The sequence below is a fragment of the Clostridium cibarium genome (genome assembly GCF_014836335.1).
Taxonomy (GTDB): Bacteria; Bacillota; Clostridia; order Clostridiales; family Clostridiaceae; genus Clostridium; species Clostridium cibarium.
The window spans coordinates 54217-80614 of sequence record NZ_JACSRA010000021.1 but is presented as its reverse complement, the minus strand read 5'-3'; the positions used below and the strand labels follow the sequence as shown (position 1 = coordinate 80614).

The following is a 26398-nucleotide window of genomic DNA, read 5'->3' as shown; positions in this document are numbered from 1 at the left end:
CCGCCGTATACCGAACGGTACGTACGGTGGTGTGAGAGGTCGGTAGATAAAATAATTATCTACCTCCTACTCGATTAGTGGTCGTGATGCTCTTCTGCTTCTTCTGCATCATCTTTAGTTGGATGAACTGTGCCATGAGGATGTTGAGGTGGTGCGTATATAGAGTATAGTTTAATTGGTTTATTACCTGTATTAACGAGGTTATGCCATATGCCAGCAGGTATGATGAAAGAAAAATCATCATATACTTTATGTTGAAAATCCAAAGAGTCTTTTCTGCGCCCCATCTTGACGATACCTTCACCATCTTCAATACGCAGAAATTGATCTGTTTCAGGGTGAATTTCTAAACCAATTTCGCCTCCAACAGGGATGCTCATAAGTGTAAGCTGTAGATTTTCTCCTGTCCATAAAGCAGTACGAAAAGTATTGTTTTGCTTAGTAGCCTCCTCAATATTAACTACAAATGGGTATGGTCCATAATCTTTAAGCTGAATTTTAGAAGATTTTTGGGTTTTCATATGCTCATCATTATGACAGTAAGGACAGCAGCGATACATGTTGTAAGGGTTATACATAGTGTTTGGATTATATTGTGGTGTGTTCATATAACATGGATATGGGTATATGAAATATGGTTGTTGATAAACATTATACATGTTGCTTATTCCTTTCATAAAAACTTATAACATCATAATATGACTTTTGTTTTGAGAAGGTGATTTTATTAGTAATTAATTTCTAAACCATTCATAAGACTTTAAGCCAGAGAAGAATATTAACTTATTTTGATTTTGGATAAATATGGGTATATAATTTTGTAATATAAAAGAAAAAAGTAGAAGTATATAAGATTCTGAAATAGATGATATTTGAAATATGATTGGAGGAGAACATTGAAAAGTACTTATAATAATTATATTAATAGGTTAAAAACATATAACACCTTAATTGAAGAACAAAATAAATCAATAAGAATTATAGCTTATTTAAGATTTGTCACCCTAATTATTGGGTTAAGTGTTACATATTATACCTTTAGCATTAAGAGTTATTACCTAAGTATAGGAGTATTCACAGTACAATTACTTATTTTTATTTACTTAATTATTATGCATGATAAGGAAATAAATAAAAGAAAATATTCAATAGCCTTAAAAGGTATAAATGAAAAAGCTGTAAAGAGATTAGAGGGTCAGTGGAATAGCTTTGAGGATGATGGTAGAGAATTTAAAGATGAAGATCATTATTTTTCTAATGATTTAGATATTTTCGGAAGAAACTCCTTGTTTCAGTGGATTAATAGCACTAAAACATTTATGGGACGTCAAAATTTAAAAAATAGGCTTACAAATCCATTAAAAACTCCTCTGGAGATAAAGGAAATACAAGAATCTTTGCAGGAATTAGCAAGTTGCTTAGAATGGAGACAACTATTTGAGGCAGAAGGTATGATTATTTCTAATGAATGCATTAATCCAGAAGAATTATATGAATGGGCAACAGATAAAAATGAATTATATACTAAGAAGTGGCTTATTTTATTGGTTAGATTATTGCCATGTGTAACATTTATATTAATTGCTCTAGGCTATTTCACTTCTCTAGTGAATTTTGAACTAATATGCTTTATAGCACTTGTCCAGTTATCGCTTCTATTTATTAAGGCAAAAGAAAGAAACGAAGCATTTCAGAGCATTTATAAATATAAGAATAATATAAATATATACTCTAGATTGTTAAGTTTAATTATAGAAAAGGATTTTAAAAGTGATTATTTAAGAAAACTTAAAAATAAATTAGTATTGTCTAAAGATGAAGATGCAGCAGCTTTAATAAAAAAGTTATCTAATATATATGATAAAATATCTAACAGAAATAATGGGCTATTTATGATATTTAATGTATTGCTATTATGGGATTATCAGTGCATGATACAATTTGAAAAATGGAGAATTAAATCAGGGAAAAAACTGAAAAAGTGGTTTCATGTTATAGGAGAATTTGAAGCACTAAACAGCATTTCAAATATTATTTATGATAATCCTAAATGGGCTATGCCTTTGATTTCAGATAAGAATTATGTAATAAGAGCTGAAAAGCTTGGTCATCCACTTTTAGGTGAGAAGATGGTCAGGAATGATATTACAATTGATAAAAATAAAAATATTTTACTAATAACAGGTTCAAATATGTCTGGTAAAAGTACATTTTTAAGAACTATAGGTATAAATTTAGTACTTAGTTATATAGGAGCTGCAGTGTGTGCTGAAAAGCTTGAATGTTCATTAATGCAAATTTTCACTTGTATGAGAATAAGTGATAATTTAGAAAATAGTATATCTTCATTTTATGCTGAAATATTAAGAATTAAGAAAATAGTTAAAGAGGTAGAGAAAAATGAAAATGTATTTTTTATTTTAGATGAGTTATTTAAGGGAACTAATTCAATTGATAGACATGATGGGGCAACAGCATTAATAATGCAATTGGGTTCTGATGGGGCATCAGGGCTTATTTCTACTCATGATCTAGAATTGTGCAATTTAGAACATACCTATTCTAAAATTAAGAATTATCATTTTAGAGAGTATTATTTAAATGATGAATTAAAATTTGATTACAAAATTCGAGAAGGAGCATCAACTACTAGAAATGGTAAGCATTTAATAAGGTTAGCAGGTATAAGGTCAAAATAAATTGCTAAAGAATTAATCTGCAATTCTACTTGAGTTTATCAATTTCAATTTGTTCTTTCCCCCAAACATATAGTGAGTTTAAAGCAGGGAGTAGTGCTTTGCCTCTCTCAGTTAAAGAATATTCAACTTTAGGAGGAATGGTGTCATATTGGGTTCTGATAATAAGTTTATGTGATTCTAATTCTTGTAAAGATTTTGTAAGCATCATATTAGTAATACCTTTTACGCTACGTTTTAATTCATTATATCTAGTAGCATCCTTTTGAGATAAATACCACATAATAGGTAATTTCCACTTTTGTCCTACCACATCAAGTGCATATATTATAGGGCATTTTGATTCATATATATTATCAGAGGGTAATTCTACATTATAATTTACTTTGTTATCCATATTTATAACTCCTTTAAATTTAATAGTATCTTTTTTATACTGACACAGAAAAAACTGCATACTTGTCTATTTATATCTGTGTGTTATATTAATTATATCAAAAAATTGTTAAATTAAGGAGATGTTAGAATGAAGGTTTATGCTATAAATGGAAGCCCGAGAAAAAACAAGAATACAGCTACATTACTTAAAAAAGCTTTAGATGGAGTAAAGCAATCAGTAAAAGATGAAGAAATTGAAACTGAAATTATCAATTTATATGATTTGAAATATACTGGATGCAAAAGTTGCTTTGCTTGCAAAAGAATTGGAGGAAGCAGTTATGGGAAATGTGCCATAAAGGATGATATTAATGAAGTATTGGAAAGACTTTCGCTATCTGATGGGCTTATTTTTGGTTCCCCAGTATACTTTGGTAATATATCAGGACAATTAAGGTCATTTTTAGAAAGACTTTTGTTCCCTTATATAGTGTATGATAATAATTATTCTTCGATTGCACCCAAGAGGATGAAAACAGCATTCATTTATACAATGAATGTAAAAGAAGAGGTAATGAAAGAATCTGGCTATTTATCAACATTTAATAATATGGAATTTTATCTTGAAAAACTTTTTACAAAGCCAGTAGTTATGTATTCAAATGATACTTATCAGTTTGATGATTACTCAAAATACAAAGTTGAATGTTTTTCTGAAGAAGAAAAAGCAAAAACAAGACAAAATCAATTTCCGCTTGATTGTCAAAAAGCTTTTGAACTAGGTAAAAATTTAATAAAGTAGAAATAAAAATTAGCAAGGTCTACTATTCAAGGAAGCGTAATAGATAATTTATTATGCTTCTTTATTTATTTGTAATCAAATTTAGGAAACTTTAACAACTAAATAAAACATATAAGGATACTAGTAATTATATTGACAAAAAATAGAATGGATACTATAATTTAAAAAGAAATAAAACATATATGTATTATAAGAAATATAAATGGTGGTGAATAGATGAGTTTTGATTGGAAATTTGTAATGGATAATTTTCCATTATATGAAAAAGCTGCTTGGCTAACATTAAAGTTGGCCTTATGGGGGACACTTATATCATTAATTGTTGGACTCATTTGCAGTATAGTATTATATTTTAAAGTTAAAGGCATAAAAACATTAGTACAAGCATACATAGAGCTTTCTAGAAACACTCCACTCCTTGTGCAAATATTTTTCTTATATTTTGGTTTACCAAAGGTAGGAATAACACTTAGCGAAAGTACTTGTGCAATAATAGGACTTTCTTTTTTAGGAGGAAGTTATATGGCAGAGGCTTTTAGAAGTGGACTAGAGGCAGTAGGTAAATCCCAAGTGGAATCTGGACTAAGTATTGGGCTTTCAAAGCTTCAACTTATTAGATATGTAATACTTCCACAGGCATTTTCTGTAAGTATACCAGCACTTAGCGCAAATTGTATATTCCTTTTAAAAGAGACATCTGTATTAGGTGCAATATCTATATTAGACGTTATGAATGTGACCAAGGATTTAATAGGTATGTATTACAAAACCTTTGAATCTTTAGCTATGTTAGTTGTGGTATACCTAATTATGATATTACCATTATCCATTATTTTATCATGGGTAGAAAGGAAGGTAAGGTATGCAGAATTCGGTAATTAGTGTTATCTTTGAAGGACAAAACTTTATGAGGCTTCTGGAAGGGCTTCTTATAACAGTAGAAATAGCCTTAGCATCAATTATAATTGGTACTTTATTAGGTATATTACTTGGACTTAGCAGAACAACTAAATCAAAGGTTGTATTATTTATAAATAGAGTGTTTCTTGAAATGTTTAGAATTATACCAATTTTAGTGTGGCTATTTATCTTCTATTTTGGTGTTACAACAGCACTTCATATAGAATTAAGCGGCATGGCAGTTTCTATAATTGTTTTTAGCCTTTGGGGTGCTGCAGAAATGGGAGATATAGTAAGGGGGGCTCTTCAGTCTCTACCAAAACATCAAATTGAATCAGGAAAGGCATTAGGGTTAAGTACCTATATGCTTTATAGATATATACTTATACCTCAGGCTTTACGAAGAATGTTGCCAGGTACTATTAATTTAGCTACCAGAATGATTAAAACTACTTCGCTAATTGTTTTAATAGGTGTTATAGATGTGGTAAAAGTAGGTCAGCAGATTATAGAAACTTCACGTTTTGTACTGCCAACAGCTTCCTTTTGGATATATGGGTTAATATTTATATTTTACTTCATAATATGTTACCCACTATCCAAAATATCAAAAAAATTGGAGACGAAATGGAATAGTTAGGAGTGAGTGTTATAGATAAGAATAATAGTTCTGTGCTAATTGAGGTACAAGAACTTCATAAAGAATATGATAATAAAGAAATCTTAAAAGGTGTGAGCTTAGAGTTACATAAAGGAGAAGTATTAGTTGTATTAGGCCCTTCAGGCTGTGGGAAAAGTACCTTACTTAGATGTCTTAATGGTCTTGAAAAAATTCAAGGTGGAGATATTATATTTAAAAATAATAGTCTTACAGAAAAAAACACAAATTGGCAAGATGTAAGAGAAAAGATAGGTATGGTATTTCAAAACTATGAATTATTTCCACATATGACTGTTATAGAGAATATACTACTTGGACCTTTAAAAGTTCAAAAAAGAGACAAGGTCGAGGTCCTAGCTCAGGCAGAACAATTATTAGATAAGGTTGGTCTTTTAGATAGGAAGAATGCTTATCCACGCCAGCTTTCAGGAGGACAAAAGCAGAGAATAGCAATTGTAAGAGCACTATGCATGAATCCTGAGGTAATGTTATTTGATGAAGTTACTGCCTCACTTGATCCTGAAATGGTAAGAGAGGTGTTGGAGGTAATGCAAAGCTTAGCAAAGCAGGGCATGACAATGGTAATTGTAACACATGAAATGGGATTTGCTCGCTCTGTAGCTGATAAAGTTGTATTTATGGATCAAGGAAAGGTCTGTGAAACAGCTAAGCCAGATGAGTTTTTTACAAATCCAAAAACAGAACGTGCAAAGCAATTTTTAAATATATTTCAATATAATTAAGAGAGGATGATGAATTATGAATAAAGTAAAAAAATTAATATCGGCGTTAGTTCTTAGTACAGTAGTAATAGGAGGACTTGTAGGTTGCGGTAATTCAACATCAAAAGAATCTGCAGATATAAAGTCATCAAGTTCTATAGATGAAATAAAAGAACGTGGAAAGATAAGAATTGGTGTTTTTAGCGATAAAGCTCCATTTGGATATGTAGATTCAGAAGGTAAGAATCAAGGCTTCGATGTATATGTAGCTAAAAGATTTGCAAAGGATCTTCTTGGTGATGAATCAAAGGTTGAATTTGTGCTAGTTGATGCAGCAAGCAGAGTATCCTATCTAGAATCAAAAAAAGTTGATATTATAATGGCTAATTTTACAGTGACAGATGAAAGAAAGCAAAAGGTTGATTTTGCAAACCCATATATGAAAGTATCTTTAGGAGTAGTTTCTCCAGCAGGTTCAGTTATAACTTCAGCTGATGAGATGAAGGGTAAAAAGATAATAGTAGCTAAGGGAACTACTGCTGAAACTTTCATGACAAAAGAACATCCAGACATAGAACTTGCAAAGTTTGAGCAATACTCAGAAATATTCCAAGCTCTAAAGGATAAGCGTGGAGATGCTATACTTAGTGATAATACAGAAGTGCTTGCATGGGCTAAAGATAATCCAGGATTTACTGTTGGTGTAGCATCTTTAGGAAGCCAAGATACAATTGCTCCTGCTGTTACAAAAGGAAACAAAGAGCTTCTAGATTGGATTAATAACGAACTTGAAACTCTTGGAAAAGAAAAGTTTATACATGAGGCTTATGATAAAACACTTAAATCAGTGTATGGAGATGCTTATGAGGATAGCCTTGTTGTTGAAGGTGGAAAATTAGAATAAAACAGTAATTAAAAAAGCAATTAGTGAATAATTGCTTTTTTTTGTGCCATCTAAGAAAGTTATTTATGTACAAGTATTCTAAAATTTAATTATTATCATCATATAATCTTCATAACTTTTTTCTATACTAAATTTATCTAATAAAGCTTTTTACTAATTAGATTCAATATAAAAGATTTAGAGGTGAAAAAATGTCTATGAAAAGACGGATAATTAAAGTATATAATATGACATGTGTTTCTTGTGAAAATAGAGTAGAGGTAGCCCTCAGAAAAATTACAGGGGTTAAAAATGCAATGGCTAGCTATAGTTTAGAGCAAGTAACAGTGGAATATGATGAAGAACTTTGTTCTATAGAAGAATTGAAGGAGGCAATTAATAAGGCAGGTTATAGTACTAAGAATTCGAATAATATTAAATTTGCAGGGATTTTAGTAGTGGTTGCAGCTATTTTACTTCTAGGTAGTTCTACCGCAGGTTTTGATATGAATGCTAAGTTAAATAATGCATCCTACATAGTATTATTTTTAGTTGGCATGTTAACATCAATTCATTGTGTTGGTATGTGCGGAGGAATAATGCTAACGCAAAGTATATCTAAAGAGGATAATTTAAATGAAAAGAAAAGCAAGTTTGTAGCATTAATGCCTGCTATTTTATATAATGCTGGAAGAATAACTTCTTACACCATTATTGGTGGTATTGTAGGGGCATTAGGATCAGTATTATCCTTATCCATTAATGTTAAAGCAGGACTTCAAATATTTGCAGGAATCTTTATGGTAATAATGGGACTAAATATGGCTGGTTTCTCTATGTTTAGAAAGTTCAACATTAAGTTACCATGGTCTTCATGCAAGGTGAAAAATAAACCTAAAACTCCTTTTTTAGTAGGAATGTTAAACGGATTAATGCCATGTGGACCGCTACAAACAATTCAGCTTTATGCTCTTGGAACAGGTAGCGCTTTTGCTGGGGCATTATCTATGTTTCTATTTTCATTAGGTACAGTTCCCTTAATGCTCATATTTGGAGCGATATCTGGATTTTTAAGTAAGGGTTATACAAAGCAGCTCTTAAAATTTAGTGGATTCTTGGTTGTAATACTTGGAGTAATAATGGGTAATCGTGGTCTTGCATTAGCAGGAGTTGGAGTACCTAGTGTTAACACACTAACACAAAATCTTTCAGGAAGTGAAGAAAATCAATCAAATCCTAATATAGGTAAAGCAGCTCTTGAAGATGGTGTACAGGTAATAAAGATGACAGCAGATAGATATGGATATACTCCTAATGCTTTTTATGTTGAAAAAAATGTCCCTGTTAAGCTTGTAATTACAGGAAGTCAGCTTAATTCATGTAATAATTCTATTGTAATACCATCTTTAAATATAGAAAAAGCTCTAAAATCAGGGGAGAACGTAATAGAATTTACACCAAAAGATAAAGATATAAACTTTAGTTGTTGGATGGGAATGATTAGAGGAGTAATTAAGGTTACAGATAATCTTGATACTGTAGATACTACTAAAGATGATTCTTCAATTCCAGCACCAAGTAGTGGAATGAGTTGTTGTACAGGTGGAACTTCAGGTTCTAGTGCACCACAAGCACCAAGTATATATGGTGATGATTTAAGTAAAGTTCCTACTGAGAGATTAATTAAGAAAGCAAATATATCTGGAGGAAATCAAAGCTTAAATATAAAAGGAACTGGTTATGAGTTTGAGCCACTTGTAGTTGTATTAGAAAAAGGTAAACAAACAAATTTAACAATAGATCTTACTTCATTTGATGATGCTGAAGGAAATTTCACTATAGAAAATGGAGAAACTGGTGAGTATGTAAGTACTTTTACTGGTAAAAAAGGAGTTGTAAATGTTGACTTTAAGATAGATAAAAGTGGACCATATCTTATTGTTAAAAATAATGTAGTTTTAATTGGACTTAAGGTTTCTGATTCACTAGAAAAGGTGAATTTAGAAGATGTACGTAAAGAGTTTATAGGTTAATAAAAAATACTAGGAGGATAAAACTATGAAATGTCATGAAAATAATAAAAATAAGAAACATAATCCAATAAAACATATATTAATGATGGTACTTTGTTGTGGACTTCCTTATTTAATTATTGGAGTACTCCCTTTTATAAATGCTAGTGGAGTATTAAAGAATATAATAGTAGGAATTACACCTTTTATATGTCCCTTGATGATGGTAATAATGATTCCTATGATGGTTAGGGCTATGAAAGGTGGAAGCTGCTGTTCTAAAAAAGAGGAAATACAAAAGGAAGAAATCAAACTATAACAATTAAAATAAATGGTTTTGAAGAAAAAATTTAAGAGCTAGCCAATTTATATTATGGTTAGTTCTTTTGTTATGTTAAAAACATGTAGGTTGCTCCAATGATTTTTAATATGAAAGAAGAAATTGCAGGTGCACATTAATATTAGTATTAAGAAACTAAAAATCTATTGGAAGATTTCCAATAGATTTTATTATATCCAGAATTTCAGTTGAGTAAGTAGAATATGTTTTTATAAAAGGTTTTAATAAATTAATTTTTATAAGTTATACCATTTGGAGTTTTACCTACAGGTATTATAGCTATGACTTTGTCTTTCGAATTATCAACAACACTCACTGTATTATCATACATATTTGTAATATAAACAAACTTATTATCTCCACTTACCACAATTCCATGTGCTCCTTCACCTACTTCAATAGTTGATACTACTTTATTAGTAGATAAATCAATTTTTGAAATTGTATTGGAGGGATTGCTTTCAGTTCCCTGATTTGCTACAAAGGCAAATTTATTATTATTTTGAATATATACTTGAGCAGGGCCTTGGTCTACAGTAATTTTTGTTACATTATCTGTAGCAAGATCTACAACAGCTAATGCATTTTCTGAGTTCAAGGTTACTAATAGTTTAGTATTATCTTTTGTTATTGCAGTAGTTATAGGAGTATTGCCAACTTTGATTTTTTTTATTTCTTTAAGCTCATTTATATCTATAACACTGACAGTATCTGATTCAGAGTTAGCAATGTAAGCATATTTACTATCATTTGATATTCTAAAACCGTGAGGACCTTCTCCTGTAGGTATTGTTTTTGCTATTTTATAAGAGCTTAAATCTATTACAGATACAGTATTTTTCTCACTATCAGTTGCTAATACATATTTGTTGTCATCAGTAAAAACTACATGTGCAGGATGATTGCCTACATTTACTTTTTTAATTAACTCTGTAGTTTCTGAATTGTAAAATAGAATATATCCATGCCCATGAACAGAACCTTTGTCATCATGACCATCTGATTTAGGAACTAAAGTTGCAGCTAGAACTTTCCCATTAGGTGAAATTTGAACATTATGGATTGATCCTTCTACATTAATTGTAGCAATAATTCTATTTGTATTTGAATCCAATTTTGTTATGCTTCCTTCTTCATTTGCCGTGAAATAAAAAGAATTATTTGAAGTAGCTTCATTGTTTAAGTTCTCTTCAACAACAGTAGAGCTAGAAACTTCTTCAGAGTGATCTGATTCACCACCAGAGTGACTATGGCCTTCGCTTTTTGGCATAGAAGCAGCTAAAGTTTTCAATGTGTAGCTTAAAGGAAGCACCAAAAGTAACATAATCGTAAATAGAGGTAATGATTTTTTTAGCCCTAGCTTTATGTTGTTTTTAAATAAAAAACTTATTAGGGAAAGCATAATACCTCCAGGAATTAAGTAACCTGCATAGTCAAGAACATCTTCAAAATGTTGAATCCCTCCACTTATCATTCCTATTCCAATAGAAAGTAACAGTGAAAATATAACTAATCTAACTGTACTAAAAAAAGATAAGTGTTTTTTATCTATAACTGTTTCATTTAATAGTGAAGCAATAACAAATACACCCATACCTATGACTAAAACAATAGAGTATTTTTTAGGATCTAAAGGCATATGAACAATAGATCCAGAAATTAACCCTGTTCCTAAAAAGAACATAACATAAACTAAGTAAGGAAAGATGGCTTCTTTCCAGGTTTCTTTTGCTAACTTTTTCATTAAAAGTCCTCCTCATTTGTGTATATTTATTTCAACTAATTTATTATAAGAAGAAAGTGTGTAGATGTTATAAAGATTAAAATGAAAATCATTAGCAATTAGTGAAGACTATTGAAATATTTAATAAAGCTAGAAAAACTTCATAGAAACTACATATTTCAGCCGTAATATAAACCAAAATCAAATCTGGAAGTTGTATGGGCATGATGAATATGTGGGGATCATCTCAAATTAGCAATATGGCTTTTGGTGGATCAAATATGCAACCTATGATTGACATGTAAATGGTAATACAAAAGCTAAATCAGTATAATAATGATTTCTTTACAAATAATAATTACGGATATTTAAAATATCGAAATTACTTTTTGGAGGACAATTAAATGAATGTAGGAGTTATGAATCAAAACAAATATCAAGCATGTATAGATGCATGTAATAGGTGCGCACAAATATGCAATGAATGCTTTAATGCATGTTTAAATGAACCTGATGTTAATGCAAGAAAAAATTGTATTAGTATTCTTAATGAATGTGCACAAATGTGTCAAATGTCATCTTCACTTATGTCAACAAACGGACAATTTATAAAAGAACATTGTGAGTTATGTGCTAGCATTTGTGAAAAATGTGGAGCAGAATGTGATATGTTCAAAGATGAGCATTGTAGAAATTGTGCTACAGAATGTTATTCTTGTGCTGAAGAGTGTAGAAAAATGGGTTCTATGTTATAAGAAATATAGGATTTATTTTGTAAAGAGTATTACTTTCAAATTAAGTAGTACTCTTTATTGTTATATAAAGGATTATTGTTGAATTAATAAAATGATTAAAAAGCTATAAGATATTAAGATAGAGAAAATGTATAGTTATTAATAAAAAAAGTAGTACTTTTTTCATAATAAAAGATTCTTTTTTTGTATAAAATATTAAAAGATAAGAATGTACTTGAAAAATAATAGCAGCTTGTGAGAAATAAATGGTAAAATGGAAGTAAACAACATACTAGTCAGTGGAAGGAAGTGAAGTTTAGTGAAAGTTTAATATTTATAATGAACTTTTCACTAATATAAGAAAATGAGTTTATTAGAAAGAATAAAAGAATTAGGTGATATTCACGGCGTTGATTTTATTGGTGTGGCAGGAATCAGTCAGATTAAAAATGAAATTAGAGAAATTAGCGGTTCTTTAATATATGAATTTCCAAGAGCGATATCTATTGGAATAGTACTACAAAAAGATATTGTAGATCTTCTAAAAGATAGAGATACATATGAAAATGTACTTCAATATGAAACTCATGCCTATGATGTAATAAATAATCGTCTAGATAATTTTGCTTCACTTGTGGCTTCTATAATACAACGTAGTGGTTATAGAGTAATGCCATTGCCAGCAGCAGAGCGTATAGATAGTAATAGAGTGTGTGCTTCCTTATCACATAAAGTCACAGCTAGGTTAGCTGGTTTTGGGTGGATAGGGAAGAACTGTCTTCTAATTAATCCTAGCTATGGGCCACGGGTAAGATGGACTACAGTACTTACTGATGCTCCCTTTGAAGAGAATAAAGAAATATTAGAAAGTAAATGTGGTAGTTGTAACAAGTGTGTTAAAATATGTCCTTCACAAGCAATTCTAGGTAGAAACTATGTAGAAAATGAACCACGTGATTTAAGACTTGATGTAAAAAAGTGTGAAGATTATTTTAATAGCCTTAAAGAAGAAGGCAAGCTTCAGATATGTGGCATGTGCCTATATGCTTGTCCTTATGGACAAAGGTACTGATTATTTTTCTTGGAAAAAACGATAGGCACATTTCAAATACAAATTTGGATTACCCAAAGCAAGTTGTCCATGGGCACAACCTTGAAAAATTTCGCTTTTGGCATTAGGAAATGTATGAGTAATAAAATCCGAATCCTTTTTTCTTTCATTTTTTTCTTTTGTTCCATACCAATAACGTATTTCTGTTTTTACATTAGAAAAATCTTTAGGTAGTTTATAAGTATCAACTGAATAAAATACATTTTTAATCGTAGAATTTGATATGTTTTGAAGAGTCATATACATAGAGTCTACTACATGTTTTGAATAATCTTTAGGGTTATAGTATATTTCAAGTAACTTTTTAAATTTTCTCGCCAAGCAAGTTTTGAAAAAATCAGAATAGACTGTAAACAATTCTTTACTTCTGCTTAAATTCGAAGGGGTAATTCCAGCGTCTATAATTGACTTCTTTATGACTAATCTATTTTGAGAAAGTATATTAACAGTAATAGCACCTCCTAATGAAAGACCACATACAGCAAATACTTCATTATAATCGTGATTTATCATATAATCTATAATTATGTTGGCGTTATTTTCAACTGATGTAAATGTAGTACGATCTCTTTCTTCATGTCCTTCTAGAATTGGCACAATAACATGATAATCTTTTTTAAAAGAATCAATTTGTGGCATCCATAATCTCCAAGACATACAAAAACCATGAATAAGAATTATAATAGGTTTAGTTTTTTCTCCATACTCTTTAAATTCCATAATGTAAATCCCTTCTATCTTTGTAAAATATCCTATGGTACTTATTATAGAATATTTTGAAGTGCATAACAATAATGTTTGTCAATTGAATTTTGTTATCGATAGTTAAACTTATATAATTTTTAGTACTAAGTTTATAATTAACTATATTTTTAAGAATAAAATATTTGGCTCAATATGAATCTAGACAAATACGTTTAATTTTAGTAAAAAAAGTTGGAAACTTTTTAATAAATCATATAAAATTGATATAATGAATATTAACCTGTATTGGTAGTATGTAGGACAAGTTTTTATATAATACTAAGAAGAGGCTAGACAATAAAGACAAAAGACTTGGGGAGGAAGATTAATGAAATTACAAATTAGAGATTTACTAAAAGAAAGGATATTAGTTCTCGATGGGGCTATGGGCACTAGTATTCAAAACTATAAATTAGAAGAAAAAGATTATAGAGGAAACTTAAAGGTTTCTTGTAATCAAAAAGGAAACAATGATGTTTTAAATATCACAAATTCAAATATAATAAGAGAGATTCATGAAGCATATTTAAGATCAGGGGCAGATATAATAGAAACTAATACATTTAATAGTACGAGTATATCTCAAAAAGATTATGAACTTGAAGATAAGATATATATCTTAAATTTTGAAGGAGCAAAAATAGCAAGGGCTGCTGCGGATAAATTTACAGCAGAAACTCCAGATAAACCACGTTTTGTAGCAGGTTCACTTGGGCCTACAAATAAAACAGCATCTTTATCACCAGATGTTGAAAATCCGGGCTTTAGAAATATAACTTTTGACGAATTAGTAAAAGCCTATAAAGAGCAGGTTGAAGGTCTTTTAGATGGAGGAGTAGATTTAATACTTATAGAAACAATCTTTGATGAATTAAATGCAAGAGCTGCACTTATGGGGGCAAAGTCTGTATTTTTAGAAAAAAACAAAGATTTACCAATAATAATTTCTGGAACTATAGCAGATAAAAGTGGAAGGATACTTTCAGGTCAAACACTAGAAGCTTTTGCAAATTCTATGGTAGATGAAAGTATATTGGCAATAGGGCTAAACTGTTCCTTTGGAGCAAAGGATTTAATACCTTTTATAAAATATCTTTCAAAGACTCAAAATAGATTTATAAGTTTTTACCCAAATGCAGGGCTTCCAAATTCTTTTGGTGAATATGATGAAAAGCCTGAAGAAACTGCAGCTTTAATAAAAGGTTTAGCAGAAGAAGGATGTATTAATATTGTTGGAGGTTGCTGTGGTACAACACCAGAACATATAGAAGCAATATATGAAGTAGTAAGAGATAAAGAACCTAGAAGAATACCAAATATAGAGCAAGAAACTATATATTGTGGTCTTGAAGCACTTAGGGTAAATAAAGAAAATAATTTTGTTAACATAGGTGAAAGAACAAACGTAGCAGGTTCAGCTAAATTTGCAAGGCTAATTAGAGAAAAGAATTATGAAGAAGCTTTATCTATAGCAAAGGATCAAGTTCAAAATGGAGCTCAAGTAGTTGATATAAATTTTGATGATGCACTTTTAGATGCCAAAGAAGAGATGGAGACTTTCTTAAAGCTTTTAGCAAGTGAGCCTGAAATTTCAAAGGTTCCAGTAATGATAGATTCATCAAAGTTTGAAGTGCTTGAGGCTGGGCTTAAATCTATACAAGGTAAGCCTATAGTAAATTCTATAAGCCTTAAAGTGGGAGAAGAAGAATTCAAAAGGCAAGCTTCCATTATAAAAGACTTTGGAGCAGGCACAGTAGTTATGGCTTTTGATGAAAATGGTCAGGCAGATACATATGAGAAGAAAATAAGTATATGTAAAAGAGCATATGACATTTTAGTAAATGAAGTTAAATTTCCACCAGAAAATATAGTATTTGATCCAAATATTTTAACAATAGCTACAGGAATAGAGGAACATAATAATTACGCTGTAGATTTTATTAAGGCTACTAAATGGATAAAAGAAAATTTACCTTATGCAAAAGTAAGTGGTGGTGTAAGTAACCTCTCCTTTGCATTTAGAGGTAACAATTTAATAAGAGAAGCAATGCATTCAGTATTTTTGTATCATGCAATAAAAGAAGGCATGGATATGGGTATAGTTAACCCAGGAATGATACAAATTTATGATGAGATAGATAAAGGTTTACTAGAAAAAGTAGAGGCAGTTATCTTTAATAAAAGTGAAAATGCAGCAGATGAGCTTTTAGAATTTGCTCATACTTATAATAAGACAGAAAATAAAGCAGAAGGAAATAAGGAAGCTTGGAGAGAGGCAAATGTTAAAGAGAGGCTAAAAACTGCTTTAGTAAAAGGTATAGATAAATATATTAAAGAAGATGTAGAAGAAGTAAGAATAGAATATAGTAAATCTCTAGAAGTAATTGAAGGACCTCTTATGGATGGTATGAATGAAGTAGGTAAACTTTTTGGAGAAGGAAAGATGTTCTTACCTCAAGTTGTTAAAAGTGCTAGGGTTATGAAAAAGGCTGTTGAAGTCTTAATGCCATACTTAGAAGAAGAAAAAAGCAGCAGTGGAAGTATTAGTGCTGGAAAGGTAGTTTTTGCAACTGTAAAAGGCGATGTACACGATATAGGGAAAAATATTGTTTCTGTAGTTCTTTCATGTAATAACTTTGAAGTAATGGATCTTGGAGTAATGGTTCCAGCAGAAGTTATTTTAGAAACTGCTAAAAAGGAAAATGCAGATATTATTGCCTTAAGTGGACTTATAACTCCTTCCTTAGAAGAAATGGCAAATGTAGCTGAAGAAATGGAAAAGCAAGGCTTTAAAATACCCCTTATGGTTGGTGGAGCTACTACATCAAAGGCACATACAGCAATAAAGATAGCACCAAAGTATTCAGGTGGAGTAATTCATACAACAGATGCTTCAAAGGCAGTTGAGGTTGCAAAACTTCTTTTAAACAAAGATAAAAAGGCAGAATACCTTGAAAAACTAGAAGATGAATATGAAGCTTTAAGAGAGGTTTTCAGTAAGTCGTCTAGAAAATTTGTTCCTTTAGATTATGCAAGAGAGCATAACTTTAAGAAAGAATGGGATAAGGAACAAATAGATAAACCTAAGTTTATTGGTAGAAAGAAAATCCTTAATTTTCCTATAGGAAAGTTAAGGAAGTATATAGATTGGAGCTTTTTCTTCATAGGTTGGGATATGGGGATGCCATACCCACAAATACTTGAAGATAAAAGGTACGGTGAAGAGGCTAAAAAATTATTAATTGATGCTGAAAAGATGCTTGATAAGATAGAGAAAGAAGATATTTTAAAAGCAAATGCTGCTATTGGTATATTTGAGGCAAATTCAGTAGAGGATGATATTGAAGTTTACTATGGTTCTGAGGTAGTTACTTTCAATCTTCTTAGACAACAAGAAGAGAAAAAAGATAACACTTACCTGTGCTTATCAGATTTTGTAGCTCCAAAGTCTAGTGGTATAAAGGATTATATAGGTGGCTTTATAACTACAGGAGGATTAGGTGCAAAGGAATATGCAGATAAGCTTAAGGCAAAGGGTGATGATTATAGTGCCACAATGGTTATTTTACTAGCAGATAGACTTGCAGAAGCTTTTGCAGAATATATTCATGAAAAGGTAAGAAAAGAATTCTGGGGATATTCTGAGAATGAAAATATATCTATGGATGCTATATTAAAAGGCAAATATAGAGGAATAAGGCCCGCAATCGGTTATCCTTCACTTAGAGATCATTCAGAAAAGGTAAAATTATTTGAGCTTCTAGATAATGAAGGAGTACTTAATGTAGAACTTACTGATAGTTATATGATGTATCCTACAGCAAGTACATGTGGTCTTTTCTTTGGAAATAAGGAGGCTAGGTATTTTGATATCAATAAGATAGATAAAGATCAATTTGAGGATTATGTAGAGAAAAATGGAAGAGATAAAGCTGAGCTTAGAAAAATAATGAACACTCTTTTAGATTAAATTTTTCTAATATAAAAGCAGTTTAGCGTATTAAAAATAATGATACACTAAGCTGCTTTTAACTACGTTTAAATATCCCAAAATAGCAAATAATTTTTATACGTTAGTTTGATTAATAAATAATGCTAATTCAGTTCTGCTATTTAGCTCAAGTTTTCCAAGTATTCTTGTTACATAATTTTTTACAGTTCCTTCAGTTAAGAATAGAATTTGACAAATATCCTTATTATTTTTGCCTTGAGAAACTAGCTTTGCAACCTCCATTTCTCTTGGTGTAAGTAGATCTAATTTATTATTTATATCATGCGATCCATTAAAGCTTTGATTTTTAATAATTGAATTAAAAGCTTTAACTACTTTTACTGTTACTTCAGGATCAAGTAGCATGGCTCCATTGTAAACTGATTTTATTGCCTTAATTATGTATTCTGAACCAGCATCCTTTAAAAGATAACCATCTGCACCATTTTTTATTGCCTTAAATATGTATTCATCATCATTAAAAGTTGTTAGTATTATAATTTTTACGTTTTTGTAGTTGTCCTTAATAATTTTGGTAGCTTGTACACCATCCATTATTGGCATTCTAACATCCATAAGAATTACATCTGGTAGGGAATTTTCTAGGAGTTTAATTAGTTGTTCTCCATTTTCTGCTTCTCCAATTATATTTATTTCATCATATAAGCTTAAGATCATCTTTAATCCTTCTCTTACTATTGTCTGATCATCAGCTAGTATAACATTTATCATATTTATGTTTCCTCCGTTAATATTGGAATGCATATATCTATGCCAAAACCAAAGTTGTCATCGCTAAAGTAATTCACTGATCCCTTCAAAGAAGCTGTTCTTCCTTCAATTCCAAGTAATCCATTTGATTTTATAATTTTGCTACAACCAATTCCGTTATCAGTTAAGATAAGATTTATTTTATTATTTGCCCTTGAGATTAATATATTGATTTCTGTTGCTTTTCCATGTTTTATACTATTAGTTATAGATTCTTTAATAGTTTTATAGAAATAGGCCTTAATAATTGGAGCTAGGTCGTCTAAGTTTTCATTTGTATTAAAATTAATTTTTATATCATTAAGTAGTAAGAAATTATTCATTATATCATCAATGGAAGCATTAAAAGATTTCATTTCTTGTTCTTTTTTAAGTAAAGTTACTGCTTCTCTTAAATTGTTGATGCTAGATTTTGCAATATCTTCAGATTTAACTAATATTTCTTTCAGCTTTTCAGGGTTTGTATCGCACATCTTTTTTGCAAATTCAAGATGCATAGCAAGAGCCATCAATGAGTGTCCTACTGAATCATGAAGTTCTTGAGCCATCATGCTCCTCTCTTTAGAAGCAGTTAATTCTTCTACTTCTAGTGCATATTGTTCAAGTTTCATATTTAATTTACTTACTTCTTCTTTTTCTGTCCGAATTACCCTTAATGTGTATATTGTGCCAGTCATGGCAAAATAGCTTAATATTACAGCGATTAAACTTGAAAAGCTATCCCAATTATTAGGTATTCCTATATCTGTAATAACCAATGTCATATACAGTGAGAAGTGAATTAAAAAAAAGGTTTTTAATCGTTTCCCATTTAATTGCAAAAGCTCTTGTAAAGCGCAAATAAGATAAGTAGAAGCTCCAAATCCTCTTATAAAATATGTGGACAATGAAGATACGATTATTGTAAAAAGTAAGGAACAATTATATATACCTTCAGAAGCTATAGTTAATTTATTAGTATTTCTTATATAGTCAATTATCATTAGTATAGTGATAGTAGCAAATAATACTATCATTGTAATTATTCTATCGCTATATAAGCAATAGGTACGAATAAATATAGATACAAATAAAAAAAATTTTAAAATTGCAATAAGTTTTCTATACATAGGTATTCTATAACCTTTCTTGAATTAATGGATATCCTTGCTAACATTATAACATTGTCTGAAAATAGACAATATATTACTAAAGTCATATGCTATTTAGTTACTAAGGTGACTACAAATTAGGTCAATCCTATATTAGGATTAATGTATACAAGTAAATTGGGAAAATATTGGATAAATGGAAGTTATGCTTTCATATTCAAATTTATTTATACAAGTTAAGATTCAAAACGTCTTATTATAACTCATCTTAATGAAATTCTTTAAAATAGTTATTAAGATATAAGCTGTTACTTTTAATATTAAAAATAATAGTTTAAGTATTAACGATAATTATTTCTTAAAATCAAATAAAATTCTAATAATTCAATAAAAATGCTAGATTAAGATAAAAAAAAGCCATGTTACGATAAAAATATTGTAACATAATAAAGAAATTGCTAGAATTGCCATATAATATAAAGCCATCATTTTGCAAGATGTATTGTATTTATATTTTATTAAATATGTTCATTGTCTTTCTCTTTTAGGGAAGAAGTAGTTTTGGCAAAATTTATTATGTTTCTTTAGTTGAGAAGAATAATGTTCATATGAATTAACAAATTTTTAAATGTTCGAGGGGGAATAATATGAAAAAACATGTAAAAGCAATTTTGTCTGCAATCTTTGTTGCTTCTATCTTTTTTGCGCAAGGTATTCAGACAAAAGCAGCAACAACAGGCAATGGAGATAATTTGTTAAACACTTATGGAAATGTTTTCAATAAGGTGGGAAACGCATTAGTGGAATCTGAGATCTTGAATAACAATACTTTAAATTATGCAAAGAAGGAATACAACAGCATAACTGCAGGTAATGAGATGAAACCAGATTACATCTTAGGATGGTCTCCAAATTTGATTTCTATATCAGAAGCAAAAGCACTTGGTTATCATATACCTGATAATTACCCAGAAAGTACAGTTCCAAAATTAAACTTCGCAGATGTAGATAAGATGTTAAAGGCTTGCTATGACAATGGACTATCAATGCGTGGTCATACACTTGTTTGGCATAGTCAAACTCCAGAGTGGTATTTTAAAAGTGGTTATAACAAAAATGCAGGCTTTGTAAGCCAAAGTGTTATGAATAAGAGAATGGAGTTTTACATTAAAACTTACATGGAACATGTATGCTCAAGCAAATATGGAAGTGTAATTTATGCATGGGATGTTGTGAATGAATACTTACATGCAGGAAGTGCAAAGATACCATCAGGATGGCAACAAATTTATGGCAGGGTTAATACAAGACCAGCCTTTGTAAAAGATGCATTTAAGTATGCTTATGAAACATTGCAAAAGTATGGATTAACAAATAAGGTTAAGTTATTTTACAACGATTACAATGAATATATGGAAGTAAATGACATAATAAGTTTAATTAATTTCATAAATTCAGATGGTAAGAAATGTGCAGGAATTGGTATGCAATCACACTTAAGCACATCATTTCCATCAGTAGCTTATTATAAGAATGCCTTGGATGCATTTGCAAGAGCAGGATTTGAAATTCAAATTACTGAACTTGATGTTGGATGTACTTCTTTCACAGATCAAGCTAAATATTACTATGATTTGATGTCAGCTATTTTATCTTCTAAGAAAGCAGGCGCTAATATTACTGCACTTGTTTGGTGGGGGTTATGTGATGATGCTTCATGGCGTCATAATGAAAAGCCACTATTATATTCAAATTATACAACACCAAAAGAAGCTTATAAGGCAGTTTTAAAAGCATATCATGATGCAGGATATACTACAGGAGGAAATGCTGGAGGTAACACAGGTGGAAACACTGGAGGAAGTAGCACTAATGTTGGAACTACTGTTACATTAAATAATGGATGGTACTACATTAAAAATGTTAATGCCAATAAATACCTTCAAGTTGCAGGAAATGTAGGAAGAGCATGTCAAAATGTTGAGCTTGGTAGAGGTACAGGAGTAGCAGGACAAAAGTGGTATTTAACAAATATAGGAAATGGACTAGTAACATTAAAGAGTGCATTAGGAGAATATATGCTAGATGTGAGTAGTGGAGAAAATAAAGATGGTGCCAATATTCAAATTTACAATGCATATGGACATGACCCACAAAGATTTTCAATTAAAACTTCATCAAAAAATGGAGCATATATTGTTTCAACTGTTAGCAGTAATCAAACTAAGGTGTTAGATGATTATAATTTCCAAACTGCTGATGGTACAAATGTTTGTCAATGGACATATGGAGGATATAGCAATCAACAATGGATATTTGAACAAACAAATAATTAAGAAAATATATAGTAATTAATCTGATTTTAAGCAGTCTAGTGAAATCAAGGTATAAATTAAAAATATTTACCTCTTATTTAAGAGGTAGATATTTTAATAGGAGGATTAAAATATGTTAAAAAAGATAAGTATGATTTTATTAAGTTCTACAATATTAGTTGGTTTATCATTAAACACATTTAGCACAAAAGCAAATGCAGCTACAAATGCCATTGCAAAAACTCCAGGATATAACAATCCACTTATTACACAGAAGTTTGGAGCTGATCCATATGTGATGGTTTATAACGGCAGAGTATACGTTTACATGACAAGCGATGAATTTGAGTATGATAATAACGGAAATATTAAGGACAATTCTTATGCTCAAATCAAGAAATTAACAGTTATATCATCTGATGACATGGTAAACTGGACAGATCATGGTGAAATTCAAGTAGCAGGACCAACAGGTGCAGCAAAGTGGGCAAGTAATTCTTGGGCTCCATCAGCTACACATAAAGTAATAAATGGAAAGGATAAGTTCTTTCTTTATTTTGCAAATAATGCAGGAAGCATTGGAGTGCTCACAGCAGACAGTCCAGTTGGACCATGGTCAGATCCTCTTGGAAAACCTATGATTACAAAAGGCACTCCTGGGGTTAGTAACGTTGAATGGCTATTCGATCCAGCAGTATTAGTGGATGATGACGGAACAGGTTATTTATATTTTGGTGGAGGAATACCAGGTGGAAAAAATCCTACACAAAGTCAAATTGCAAATCCAAAAACAGCTAGAGTTATAAAATTGAATAACGATATGATTCATACTGAAGGAAGTGCAGCTACAATTGATTCTCCATTTATGTTTGAAGACTCAGGTATACACAAATATAATGGTAAATACTATTATTCATATTGTTCTAATTTCTCAGGAACACATCCATATGGGGCTCCACCTACAGGCGAAATAGCTTATATGACAAGCAGTAGTCCAATGGGACCATTTACTTATGAAGGGACTTTTCTTAAAAATCCAGCATCATTTTTCGGAGTAGGTGGAAATAACCATCATGCTGTTTTCCAATTTAATAACCAATGGTATGTAGTATATCATGCACAAACTCTTGGAAAAGCTATGGGAATTACAAAAGGATATCGTTCTCCTCATATAAATAAGCTTTCATATTCTGGAAGTAAGATAAATAATGTAGCAGCAGATATGCAAGGTGTACCTCAAGTTACTAATCTTAATCCTTATAAAAGAACAGAAGCCGAAACTATTGGATGGAGTGCAGGTATTTCAACTGAAAAATCTCAAGCACCTGGAAGTCTTGTAAGGAGCAATAATCTTGATGTTACAAGTATAAATAATGGAGATTGGCTTGCAGTGTCAAAGGCTAATTTTAAAAATGGAGCTAAGTCATTTAAGGCAAATGTTGCATCAACTGTTGGAGGAAAAATTGAAATACATTTAGATAGTTTAGATGGAAAACTTATTGGTACTCTTAATGTAGGTTCTACAGGTGGAAATCAAGCTTGGAAGGAAATGAAATGTGATGTAAATGCTGTCAGTGGCGTTCATAATGTTTACTTTAAGTTTGTTGGAAATGGAACTAGTAATTTATTTAACATGGACTATTGGCAATTTAGTACTGATTCTACAGGTGGAAATACTGGAGATAATACTGGAGGAAGTAGTACTGATGTTGGAGCTACTGTTACATTAAATAATGGGTGGTACTACATTAAAAATGTTAATGCTAATAAATACCTTCAAGTTGCAGGAAATGTAGGAAGAGCATGTCAAAATGTTGAACTTGGTACAGGTACAGGGGTAGCAGGACAAAAGTGGTACTTAACAAACTTAGGAAATGGATTGGTGACATTAAAGAGTGCATTGGGAGAATATATGCTAGATGTAAGTAGTGGAGAAAATAAAGATGGTGCAAATATTCAAATTTACAATGCATATGGACATGATCCACAAAGATTTTCAATTAAAACTTCATCAAAAAGTGGAGCATATATTGTTTCAACTGTTAGTAGTAACCAAACTAAGGTATTAGATGATTATAATTTTGGAACTGCTGATGGTACAAATGTTTGTCAATGGACATATGGAGGATATAGCAACCAACAATGGATATTTGAACAAACAAATAATTAAGAAATTATCAAATTAGAAAATAGTTATAACGAATATTAATGACATTAAAAAAACAATAAGCTTTTATTACATTTACATATTATAAAGCTTGGTAAACTGTTCAAACCCTATAATATTAACGGCAATTTACCAAGTGAAAAAATATATGTAAGTGTGATAAAGGGCTTAAAGAAATTTTATTAAAATTAAGGAGGAAAAATCATGAAAAAAATATTTTCTATACTTGTTGCTATGCTATTTTTAAGCATTCCATGCAGTGCTAAAGCTGCAACCAATGCAAAGGTGCCTGTGTTACTGTATCATGTAGTTTCTTCAAATCCAAATGGACAATATCAATTTAGTCTAACAGAATTTAAAAAGCAGATGCAATACCTAAAGGCTAATGGATATACAACATTATCTATAGATCAATATTACAACATTATTAGTAGAACAACTCCTATGCCTAATAAGCCTGTATTACTTACCTTCGACGATTGTACAAGTGATTTCTACACAAATGTATATCCTGTTTTAAAGCAATATAATATGAAAGCAACTCAATTTGCAGTTACAAACTGGATTGATACTTGGGGACATATGACTACTAATCAACTAAAGATAGTAAGCAATAATGGTATTGATATACAAAATCATACTACAACCCATTCAAATTTAACTAGTCTTACACATAATCAAAAGTATGATGCTATTAATGCTGCAACTGCAAAAATTAGATCTATAACTAACAAAGCTTCAACTTATTGTGCATATCCTTATGGCAGCTATGATGCTGATACTGCTTCGATTCTTAAGAGCTTAGGATATAAAGGTGGTTTTAAAGTAGGTGGTGGATTAAGTACAGATATGAATGATAAATATGGCTTACCTCGTACTATAATTCTTAATGGTGATAATTTGAATGTTTTTGTAAGAAAGCTTTCAACTGGAAATTAGCTATAGATAAATTTTAGTATTCTGGAAATAGCAACAGAAGCTTATTTAATATTGATTATTGGCAAATTACTGCCAAATAATATTATGGAATTAACTTAATAAAAATTGGGGGAGATGAAAATGAATAGAAAAATAAAAAAGATTATGCTATCTTTATTGAGCGTGTCTATTGTAGGTTTATTAGCTATTGATGGGGCTACGGCAGTTAAAGCAGCGTCAGGCGTTACAGTTAATTTATCAAATAAAAAACAAGTAATTCGTGGTTTTGGAGGAATGAATCATGTATCTTGGGCTGGAGATTTAACAGCAGCTCAAAGAGAAACAGCTTTTGGCAATGGAGATAATCAGCTAGGATTTTCAATTTGTAGAATATATGTAGATGATAATAGAAATAATTGGTACAAGGAATTAGCAACTGCAAAAAGTGCCATTGCACATGGAGGAATAGTTTTTGCTACGCCATGGAATCCACCAGCTTCAATGACTGAAACTTTCAATCATAACGGTAATAGAAAGGCAAAAAGACTTAGACATGATAAATATGCTGAGTATGCTAAGCATCTTAATGATTTTGTTCAATATATGAAGAATAATGGGGCACCTCTATATGCTATTTCACTTCAAAATGAGCCTGATTATGGAAATGATTGGACTTGGTGGACTCCAGAAGAAGTGCATACATTTACAAGAGATTATGCTGGAACAATTCAAGGTTGTAAGGTGATGTCAGCAGAGTCATACTCGTATCAGAAAAATATGTATGACCCTATTTTAAATGATCCAAAGGCTCTTGCTAACATAGATATTTTTGGTACTCACACTTATGGTACTCCAACTAGATTTATGCCATATTCTCTTTTTAAGCAAAAAGGAGCAGGAAAAGATTTATGGATGACAGAAGTATACGTTCCAAATAGTGATGCTAATTCAGCAGATCGTTGGCCTGAAGCAATTGATGTTGCAAACCATATTAATGATTGCATGGTTGAAGGGGAATTCCAAGCATATACATGGTGGTACATCCGTAGACAATATGGGCCAATGAAAGAGAATGGACAGATAAGTAAGCGTGGTTACATGATGGCTCACTTTTCAAAATTTGTTCGTCCTGGATATGTAAGGGTTGATGTACCAAAGAGTCCAGCAAACAATGTATTTGTATCTGCATATACAGGAAATAAAAAAGCGGTTATTATTGCGATAAATAAAGGAACATCTCAAGTAAATCAAAGTTTCAATATACAAAATGGATCAGTTTCTAAAGTAACACCATATGTAACAACAGGATCACAAAATTTGGCTAAAGGCGCTAACATAAATACATCTAATGGAAACTTTACAGCATCTCTTCCAGCACAAAGCGTAACAACATTTGTAGCAGATCTTAATTAATACAATGCCTATTTTAGTGGGTGATA

At 30.7% G+C, this 26398-nt stretch carries 21 protein-coding genes; 15 read left to right on the top strand and 6 right to left on the bottom strand.

Annotated elements, in window-relative coordinates; all coding sequences use genetic code 11:
- Window positions 1-74: 74 nt before the first annotated feature.
- Entirely contained in the window at window positions 75-659 is a 585-nt protein-coding gene (locus H9661_RS13085; protein WP_143318629.1) for a cupin domain-containing protein, read from the bottom strand.
- Between the two features lie 237 nt (window positions 660-896).
- On the opposite strand from H9661_RS13085, the gene H9661_RS13080 reads away from it, so the two are divergent.
- Complete coding sequence (locus H9661_RS13080; protein ID WP_143318628.1) at window positions 897-2699, top strand: MutS family DNA mismatch repair protein; 1803 nt, start codon at window positions 897-899, stop codon at window positions 2697-2699.
- A 25-nt stretch (window positions 2700-2724) separates the two neighbouring features.
- Here the strand turns inward: H9661_RS13080 and H9661_RS13075 are convergent, their stop codons facing one another.
- Complete coding sequence (locus H9661_RS13075; RefSeq protein WP_143318627.1) at window positions 2725-3093, bottom strand: winged helix-turn-helix transcriptional regulator; 369 nt, start codon at window positions 3091-3093, stop codon at window positions 2725-2727.
- A gap of 129 nt (window positions 3094-3222) precedes the next feature.
- On the opposite strand from H9661_RS13075, the gene H9661_RS13070 reads away from it, so the two are divergent.
- The 7 genes from H9661_RS13070 (at window position 3223) to H9661_RS13040 (ending at window position 9373) form a co-directional block, all read left to right on the top strand.
- On the top strand, window positions 3223-3876 hold the full coding sequence (locus tag H9661_RS13070; RefSeq protein WP_191769241.1) for a flavodoxin family protein: 654 nt from the start codon (window positions 3223-3225) through the stop codon (window positions 3874-3876).
- Between the two features lie 216 nt (window positions 3877-4092).
- The gene (locus tag H9661_RS13065; RefSeq protein WP_143316549.1) at window positions 4093-4758 is read left to right on the top strand and encodes an amino acid ABC transporter permease; all 666 of its coding nucleotides are present in this window, start codon (window positions 4093-4095) and stop codon (window positions 4756-4758) included.
- Window positions 4739-5416: an amino acid ABC transporter permease gene (locus tag H9661_RS13060; protein ID WP_191769239.1), complete on the top strand. Its 678-nt coding sequence runs from the start codon at window positions 4739-4741 to the stop codon at window positions 5414-5416. The genes H9661_RS13065 and H9661_RS13060 overlap by 20 nt, the downstream gene beginning before the upstream one ends.
- An 11-nt stretch (window positions 5417-5427) precedes the next feature.
- Complete coding sequence (locus H9661_RS13055) at window positions 5428-6180, top strand: ATP-binding cassette domain-containing protein (RefSeq protein WP_143316556.1); 753 nt, start codon at window positions 5428-5430, stop codon at window positions 6178-6180.
- 16 nt (window positions 6181-6196) lie between these two features.
- Entirely contained in the window at window positions 6197-7063 is an 867-nt protein-coding gene (locus H9661_RS13050) for a cysteine ABC transporter substrate-binding protein (protein ID WP_143316547.1), read from the top strand.
- Between the two features lie 191 nt (window positions 7064-7254).
- Window positions 7255-9075, top strand: a complete 1821-nt coding sequence (locus H9661_RS13045) for an urease accessory protein UreH domain-containing protein (RefSeq protein ID WP_191769236.1) — start codon at window positions 7255-7257, stop codon at window positions 9073-9075.
- A gap of 25 nt (window positions 9076-9100) precedes the next feature.
- Complete coding sequence (locus H9661_RS13040; RefSeq protein ID WP_191769234.1) at window positions 9101-9373, top strand: hypothetical protein; 273 nt, start codon at window positions 9101-9103, stop codon at window positions 9371-9373.
- A gap of 250 nt (window positions 9374-9623) precedes the next feature.
- Here H9661_RS13040 and H9661_RS13035 read toward each other — a convergent pair whose 3' ends face one another.
- Window positions 9624-11138, bottom strand: a complete 1515-nt coding sequence (locus H9661_RS13035; RefSeq protein ID WP_243240436.1) for a YncE family protein — start codon at window positions 11136-11138, stop codon at window positions 9624-9626.
- Between the two features lie 383 nt (window positions 11139-11521).
- Here H9661_RS13035 and H9661_RS13030 point away from each other — a divergent pair, with 383 nt between their 5' ends.
- Window positions 11522-11872, top strand: a complete 351-nt coding sequence (locus H9661_RS13030; RefSeq protein WP_243240435.1) for a four-helix bundle copper-binding protein — start codon at window positions 11522-11524, stop codon at window positions 11870-11872.
- Between the two features lie 343 nt (window positions 11873-12215).
- On the top strand, window positions 12216-12923 hold the full coding sequence (locus tag H9661_RS13025) for a 4Fe-4S double cluster binding domain-containing protein (RefSeq protein ID WP_191769232.1): 708 nt from the start codon (window positions 12216-12218) through the stop codon (window positions 12921-12923).
- Here H9661_RS13025 and H9661_RS13020 read toward each other — a convergent pair whose 3' ends face one another.
- Window positions 12924-13682, bottom strand: a complete 759-nt coding sequence (locus H9661_RS13020) for an alpha/beta hydrolase (protein WP_191769230.1) — start codon at window positions 13680-13682, stop codon at window positions 12924-12926.
- Between the two features lie 352 nt (window positions 13683-14034).
- On the opposite strand from H9661_RS13020, the gene metH reads away from it, so the two are divergent.
- Window positions 14035-17676, top strand: coding sequence for a methionine synthase (gene metH / locus H9661_RS13015; RefSeq protein WP_191769228.1), 3642 nt, complete (start codon window positions 14035-14037; stop codon window positions 17674-17676).
- A gap of 96 nt (window positions 17677-17772) precedes the next feature.
- Here metH and H9661_RS13010 read toward each other — a convergent pair whose 3' ends face one another.
- Together H9661_RS13010 and H9661_RS13005 are read right to left on the bottom strand one after the other, a co-directional pair.
- Complete coding sequence (locus tag H9661_RS13010; protein WP_191769226.1) at window positions 17773-18429, bottom strand: response regulator transcription factor; 657 nt, start codon at window positions 18427-18429, stop codon at window positions 17773-17775.
- Between the two features lie 2 nt (window positions 18430-18431).
- Window positions 18432-19484 carry a sensor histidine kinase gene (locus H9661_RS13005; protein ID WP_243240434.1) on the bottom strand — a complete coding sequence of 351 codons (1053 nt, stop codon included), beginning with the start codon at window positions 19482-19484 and terminating at the stop codon, window positions 18432-18434.
- A gap of 722 nt (window positions 19485-20206) precedes the next feature.
- Between H9661_RS13005 and H9661_RS13000 the strand changes: the two genes are divergently transcribed.
- From H9661_RS13000 to xynC, 4 genes are all read left to right on the top strand, one after another.
- Window positions 20207-21895, top strand: a complete 1689-nt coding sequence (locus tag H9661_RS13000; RefSeq protein WP_243240433.1) for an endo-1,4-beta-xylanase — start codon at window positions 20207-20209, stop codon at window positions 21893-21895.
- A gap of 112 nt (window positions 21896-22007) precedes the next feature.
- Window positions 22008-24044: a carbohydrate-binding protein gene (locus tag H9661_RS12990; protein ID WP_191769224.1), complete on the top strand. Its 2037-nt coding sequence runs from the start codon at window positions 22008-22010 to the stop codon at window positions 24042-24044.
- A 201-nt stretch (window positions 24045-24245) separates the two neighbouring features.
- Window positions 24246-24980 (top strand): polysaccharide deacetylase family protein, encoded by a 735-nt coding sequence (locus tag H9661_RS12985; protein WP_191769222.1) that lies wholly within the window; start codon window positions 24246-24248, stop codon window positions 24978-24980.
- A gap of 120 nt (window positions 24981-25100) precedes the next feature.
- On the top strand, window positions 25101-26372 hold the full coding sequence (xynC, locus tag H9661_RS12980) for a glucuronoarabinoxylan endo-1,4-beta-xylanase XynC (RefSeq protein ID WP_191769220.1): 1272 nt from the start codon (window positions 25101-25103) through the stop codon (window positions 26370-26372).
- The last annotated feature ends 26 nt before the right edge of the window (window positions 26373-26398 follow it).

Coding starts and splice junctions, on each gene's coding strand:
- H9661_RS13000 (WP_243240433.1), top strand. CDS start 20,207: ATGAAAAAACATGTAAAAGCAATTTTGTCTGCAATCTTTGTTGCTTCT.
- H9661_RS12990 (WP_191769224.1), top strand. CDS start 22,008: ATGTTAAAAAAGATAAGTATGATTTTATTAAGTTCTACAATATTAGTT.
- H9661_RS12985 (WP_191769222.1), top strand. CDS start 24,246: ATGAAAAAAATATTTTCTATACTTGTTGCTATGCTATTTTTAAGCATT.
- H9661_RS13070 (WP_191769241.1), top strand. CDS start 3,223: ATGAAGGTTTATGCTATAAATGGAAGCCCGAGAAAAAACAAGAATACA.
- H9661_RS13020 (WP_191769230.1), bottom strand. CDS start 13,682: ATGGAATTTAAAGAGTATGGAGAAAAAACTAAACCTATTATAATTCTT.
- H9661_RS13085 (WP_143318629.1), bottom strand. CDS start 659: ATGTATAATGTTTATCAACAACCATATTTCATATACCCATATCCATGT.
- H9661_RS13050 (WP_143316547.1), top strand. CDS start 6,197: ATGAATAAAGTAAAAAAATTAATATCGGCGTTAGTTCTTAGTACAGTA.
- H9661_RS13010 (WP_191769226.1), bottom strand. CDS start 18,429: ATGATAAATGTTATACTAGCTGATGATCAGACAATAGTAAGAGAAGGA.
- H9661_RS13045 (WP_191769236.1), top strand. CDS start 7,255: ATGTCTATGAAAAGACGGATAATTAAAGTATATAATATGACATGTGTT.
- xynC (WP_191769220.1), top strand. CDS start 25,101: ATGAATAGAAAAATAAAAAAGATTATGCTATCTTTATTGAGCGTGTCT.
- H9661_RS13040 (WP_191769234.1), top strand. CDS start 9,101: ATGAAATGTCATGAAAATAATAAAAATAAGAAACATAATCCAATAAAA.
- H9661_RS13065 (WP_143316549.1), top strand. CDS start 4,093: ATGAGTTTTGATTGGAAATTTGTAATGGATAATTTTCCATTATATGAA.
- metH (WP_191769228.1), top strand. CDS start 14,035: ATGAAATTACAAATTAGAGATTTACTAAAAGAAAGGATATTAGTTCTC.
- H9661_RS13030 (WP_243240435.1), top strand. CDS start 11,522: ATGAATGTAGGAGTTATGAATCAAAACAAATATCAAGCATGTATAGAT.
- H9661_RS13005 (WP_243240434.1), bottom strand. CDS start 19,484: ATGATAGTATTATTTGCTACTATCACTATACTAATGATAATTGACTAT.
- H9661_RS13060 (WP_191769239.1), top strand. CDS start 4,739: ATGCAGAATTCGGTAATTAGTGTTATCTTTGAAGGACAAAACTTTATG.
- H9661_RS13025 (WP_191769232.1), top strand. CDS start 12,216: ATGAGTTTATTAGAAAGAATAAAAGAATTAGGTGATATTCACGGCGTT.
- H9661_RS13075 (WP_143318627.1), bottom strand. CDS start 3,093: ATGGATAACAAAGTAAATTATAATGTAGAATTACCCTCTGATAATATA.
- H9661_RS13035 (WP_243240436.1), bottom strand. CDS start 11,138: ATGAAAAAGTTAGCAAAAGAAACCTGGAAAGAAGCCATCTTTCCTTAC.